Origin of the sequence: Dactylosporangium salmoneum, assembly GCF_039532525.1 — a bacterium.
Classification (GTDB): domain Bacteria; phylum Actinomycetota; class Actinomycetes; order Mycobacteriales; family Micromonosporaceae; genus Dactylosporangium; species Dactylosporangium salmoneum.
Genome location: NZ_BAAARV010000109.1, coordinates 1 through 5,529, shown reverse-complemented (window position 1 = coordinate 5,529; position 5,529 = coordinate 1). Strand labels below are relative to the sequence as shown.

General features: G+C 77.6%; 1 protein-coding gene. It reads right to left on the bottom strand.

What is annotated here, in order from left to right:
- Window positions 1-5,438, bottom strand: a 5,438-nt coding sequence (locus tag ABD352_RS49900) for a type I polyketide synthase (RefSeq protein WP_344619698.1), incomplete at its 3' end; no start/stop codon positions are given.
- Between the last annotated feature and the right edge of the window lie 91 nt (window positions 5,439-5,529).

Below are 5,529 nucleotides of genomic sequence, written 5' to 3'. Positions count from 1 at the left end.
ACCAGCGTGGCGGGCAGGTCCAGGCCGGTGGCCGCGCCGAGCTGGTTGCGCAGCTCGACCGCGGTCAGCGAGTCGAAGCCGAGCTCCTTGAACGCCCGGTCCGGCCCGACCTCGGCGACGTCGGCGTGGCCGAGCACCGCGGCGACGTGCGAGCGGACCAGATCGGTGAGGACCGCGTCGCGCTCGTCGGGGTCCAGCCCCGCCAGCCGGGCCCGCAGCGCGAGCGCCGCCCCGGACGGTTCGCCGGCCCCGGGCTCGCGGCGGGCCGCGTCCAGCGCGCGCCGGGCCGGGGCCAGGTCGTCGAGCAGCCGGCTGGGCCGCACCGACGTGAACAGCGGCACGAACCGGTCCCAGTCGACATCGGCCACCGCGATCACCGCCGAGCCGGGCGCCCGCCCGAGCACGGCCAGGGCCCGCTGCGGATCGAGCGGGTTGAGCCCGTGCCGGGCCGCGCCCGCGGCGCCGTCCCGCGCCTGCCACAGTCCCCACGCGACAGACAGCGCAGCGAGACCACGGGCCCGCCGGTCCTCGGCCAAGGCGTCGAGCCGGGCGTTCGCCGCGGCCCAGGCGCCGTGGCCGCGGCTGCCCCACAGCGCGGCGACGGACGAGAACACCACGAAGGCGTCGAGCTCGGTGTCGCCCAGCGCCGCGTCCAGGCGCTCGGCGAGGCCGGTGCGGGCGGAGACCACGGCCGCGTACCGTTCCACGGTCAGCTCGTCCAGGTCGGCGAGCTCGAGCCGCCCGGCGGTATGCACCACGGCGCGCAGCGACGAACCATGGCGCTCCACGAGGGCGGCCGGGTCGGGGTCCTCGACGGTGAACCGGATGCCGTCGAGCCCATCGAGCCCGGCGGTCCCGGTCACGACGATGTGCTCGGCGCCCGCCGCGGCGAGCCAGCGGACCGCCTCGGCCGCCGGCTGCGGGTCACCCTCCGCGGTGACGATCACGGTGCCGCGCGGCGACCAGCCGGGCGCGTCGGCCTCCCCGGCGGCGGCGACCACCCGGCGGACGAGGACCCCGCCGGCCCGCACCGCGAACTGGTCCTCCGCGTCGGCCGCGGCGAGGACCGTCGCGAGCCGCGCGGCCGCGGCGTCGTCGAGCGTGGCCGGCAGGTCGACCAGGCCGCCCCAGCGGTCGGGGCGCTCCAGGGCGACGACCCGGCCGAGGCCCCACAGCTGGGCCTGGGCCGCGCCCGGCACCGCCTCGCCGTCCTCGGTCGCGACCGCGCCGCGGGTCAGGCACCACAGCGGGGGGCCGCCGGGTTCGAGCGCCCGCAGCAGCGCCAGGGTCGCCGCGGCGCCGGCCGGCACGGCCGGGTGGGCCGGGTGCGGGCGCTCGTCGAGGCCGAGCAGGGACAGCACGCCGGCCGGTGAGCGCCCGGCGTTGGCGACGGCCTTCTCGACGAGGTCGGCGTCGGCGGCGTCCACCGTGAGCGACTCGACGTCGAGGCCGGCCGCCTCCAGCCCGGCGGCGAGGGCGTCGGTCCAGGGGTCGGCGCCGAGCGGGCGCACGAGCAGCCAGGGGCCGTTCGACGGTCGTCCTTCCGAGGAGGTGTACCGCGTCCAGGCCGCCCGATAGCGCCACGTCTGCTCACGGCGGCGCCGGCGCCAGGCGCCGAGCACCGGCAGCGCGGACGCCAGGGCCTGCGGGTCGTCGGGCTCCAGCGTGCGGGCCAGGTCGTCGAGGTCGCCGCCCTCGACCGCGGCCCAGAAGCGCGCCTCGCCCGCGTCGGCGGCCCGGTCTTCGGGGGCCTGGACGGGGGTGGGCTCCAGCCAGTACCGCTGCCGCTGGAACGGATAGGTGGGCAGCTCGACGACCTCGGCCGCGCCGGTGAGCCGCGACCAGTCGACCGCCACCCCGCGGGTCCACAGCGCGCCCGCCGCGGCGACCAGGCTGGGCGGCTCGGGCCGGTCGGCGCGCAGGGCAGGCACGACGGCCGCCCCGGGCAGGTTCTCCTCGACCATCGAGGCGAGCACGGCCCGCGGCCCGATCTCCAGGAACACGTCTGCGCCCTGCTCCCGGGCGGCGGCGACGCCCTCGGCGAAGCGGACCGGCTGCCGCACGTGACGGACCCAGTAGTCGACGGTCCGCAGGTCGTCGCCGCCGGCCGGCCGCCCGGTGAGGTTGGAGACGACCGGGATGCGCGGCGGCTCGAACGCCAGCCCGGCCAGCGCCGCGCCGAACTCGGCGAGCATCGGCTCCATCAGCGGCGAGTGGAAGGCGTGCGAGACCGTCAGCGCGCGGGTGCGGAACCCGTCGGCGGCCAGCCGTCCGGCGATGGCGGTCAGCGCCGCCCCGTCGCCGGAGAGCACGACCGAGGCGGGCCCGTTGAGCGCGGCCAGCCCCACGAGGTCTTCATGGCCGCGGAGGTACGGCGTGACGTCACCCTCCGACGCCTTGACCGACACCATGGCCCCGCCGCCGGGCAGCGCCTGCATCAGCCGCCCGCGGGCCGTCACCAGCGCGGCGGCGTCGGGCAGCGACAGCACCCCGGCGACGTGCGCGGCGGCGATCTCGCCGACGGAGTGCCCGGCCAGGACGTCAGGGGTGACGCCCCACGACTCGATCAGCCGGTAGAGCGCGACCTCGACGGCGAAGAGGCCGCACTGGGCCCATTGCGTCTGGTGCACCAGGTCGTCGTCGCCGAACACGATCTCGCGCAGGCGCGGGTCGAACTGGGCGCAGATCTCGTCGAACGCGGCGGCGAAGGCGGGGAATGCGGCGTACAGCTCGCGGCCCATCCCCGGCCGCTGCGCGCCCTGCCCGGAGAAGACCACGGCGAGGCGCGGGCGCGGGCCGGCCGTCCCCCGGACGAGGGCGGCGTGCGCGCCCGAGCCGGCAAGAGCGCTCAGGGCGCCGCGCAGCCCGTCGGCGTCCTCGGCCACGACCACCGCGCGGTGCTCCAGCGCCGAGCGGGTGGCGGCCAGCGAGTGGGCCAGCGCGGCCGGGTCGGTGCCGGGCCGCGCGGCGAGCCGGTCGCGCAGCCGGGCGGCCAGGGCGGGCAGCGCCGGTGCGGTGCGGGCGGAGAGCACGAAGGGCAGCGGCCCGGCCGGCGGCTCGGCCCGGTCCGGGACCTGGGCGCCCGCAACGGCCTCCAGCACGACGTGGGCGTTGGTGCCGCTGATGCCGAAGGACGAGACCGCGCAGCGGCGCGGCCGGTCCGCCTCCGGCCAGGGCACGGCGTCGGTGAGCAGCGCGACCGCGCCGGAGTCCCAGTCGACCGCGGACGACGGCGCGTCCACGTGCAGGGTCCTCGGCAGCCGCCCGTGCCGCATCGCCAGCACCATCTTGATGACCCCGGCCACGCCCGCGGCGGCGGCCGAGTGGCCGATGTTCGACTTGATGGAGCCGAGCCACAGCGGACGGTCCGCCGGCCGGTCCTGGCCGTAGGTCGCCAGGAGCGCCTGCGCCTCGATCGGGTCGCCGAGCGACGTGCCGGTGCCGTGCGCCTCGACGGCGTCCACATCGGACGGACCAATCCGGGCGGCGGCCAGCGCGGCCCGGATCACCCGCTGCTGGGACGGGCCGTTGGGGGCGGTCAGGCCGTTGGAGGCGCCGTCGGAGTTGACCGCCGAGCCGCGCACCACGGCGAGGATGCGGTGGCCGAGGCGCTCGGCGGCCGAGCGGCGCTCGACGAGCAGCAGGCCGACGCCCTCGGACCAGCCGACCCCGTCGGCCTGCTCGGCGAAGGCCTTGCAGCGCCCGTCGGGCGAGAGCCCCCGCTGCCGGCTGAACTCGATGAACGCGGCCGGGGTGGGCAGCACCGCGACGCCGCCGGCCAGGGCCAGGTCGCACTCGCCGGCCCGCAGCGACTGGGCGGCGAGGTGCAGCGCGACCAGCGAGGAGGAGCAGGCGGTGTCGACCGTGACGGCGGGGCCTTCCAGGCCGAACGCGTACGCCACCCGGCCGGAGGCGACGCTGGTCATGTTGCCGGTGCCGAGGTAGCCCTCGGTGCCCTCGTCGAGGGGGCCGACGTCGGTGCCGTACCCGGAGGAGACCGCGCCGACGAACACCCCGGTCCGGCTGCCGCGCAGCGCCGCGGGGACGACGCCGGCCCGCTCGAAGGTCTCCCAGGCGGTCTCCAGCAGCAGCCGCTGCTGCGGGTCCATGGCCAGGGCCTCGCGCGGCGAGATGCCGAAGAACCCGGGGTCGAAGTCGCCGGCGTCGCGCAGGAAGCCGCCGTGCCGGGTGACCGAGGTGCCGGTGCGCTCCGGGTCGGGGTCGTAGAGGGCGGCGAGGTCCCAGCCGCGGTCGTCGGGGAACTCGCCGACGGCGTCGACGCCGCCGAGGACCAGGTCCCAGAGGTCGTCCGGGGAGGCGACGCCGCCGGGGTACCGGCAGGCCATGCCGACGATGACGATCGGGTCGTCGTCCCGGCTGACGGCGGTGGCGACCTTGGCCACCGCCCGGCGGGTGCCGGCCAGCTCCTCGTCGAGGTGGGCGGCGAGCGCCGCGGGGGTCGGGTGGTCGAAGGTGAGCGTGGCCGGCAGCCGCAGGCCGGTCTCGGTGGTGAGGCGGTTGCGCAGCTCGACGGCGGTGAGCGAGTCGAAGCCGAGGTCGCGGAAGGCCCGGTCGGGCTCGACGGCGGTCCCCTCGGGGTGGCCGAGCACGGCGACGACGTGCGAGGAGACCAGGGCGAGTAGCCGCTCACGGCGCTCCCGGTCGTTGAGGCCGGCGAGCCGTGCGGCGGGCGCGTTGCCGCCGGCTCGGCGGGCGGGGGCGCGCAGCATGCGCCGGTACAGCGGCGGGATCTCGCCCCCGCCGAGCTCGGCCCGCAGCGCGGCCGCGTCGAGGCGGATCGGGGCGAGGACGGGGCGGGTCGAGCCGACCGCGGCGTCGAGCAGCTCGAGCCCCTGTTCGTCGGTGAGTGGCAGGATGCCGCCGCGGGCCATGCGGGCGAGGTCGCGTTCGTCGAGCTGACCGGTGAGCCCGCTGGTGCGCGCCCACTGCCCCCACGCCAGCGAGTGCGCCGGCAGGTCCGCGGCCTGCCGGTGCGCCGCCAGGGCGTCCAGGAAGGTGTTCGCCGCCGCGTAGTTGCCCTGCCCCGGACTGCCGAAGACCCCGGCGGCGGAGGAGAACAGCACGAACGCGGTCAGGTCGCCGGTCAGCTCGTGCAGGTTCCACGCCGCGTCCACCTTCGGCCGCAACACTGCGGCCAGCCGCTCGGGCGTCAGCGATTCCACGACCCCGTCGTCGATCACTCCGGCCGTGTGGACCACCGCCCGGACCGACTCCGAGGCCAGCAGCCGCTCGACGGCCGCCCGGTCGGCGAGATCGCACGCGACGACCCGGGCCCCCAGCTCCGCGGCCAGTTCCTCGGCGCCGGGCGCGTCCATGCCCGAACGGCTGACGAGCAACAGGTCCCGCACCCCGTGCTTGGCCACGAGATGCCGGGCGACCAGCGCGCCGAGCGTTCCCGTGCCACCGGTGACCAACACGGTCCCGTCGGTGGGCCAGGCCGGCTCGGGCATCCGCAACACGATCTTCCCGACGTGTTTGGCCTGCCGCATGTACCGGAACGCCTCCCCC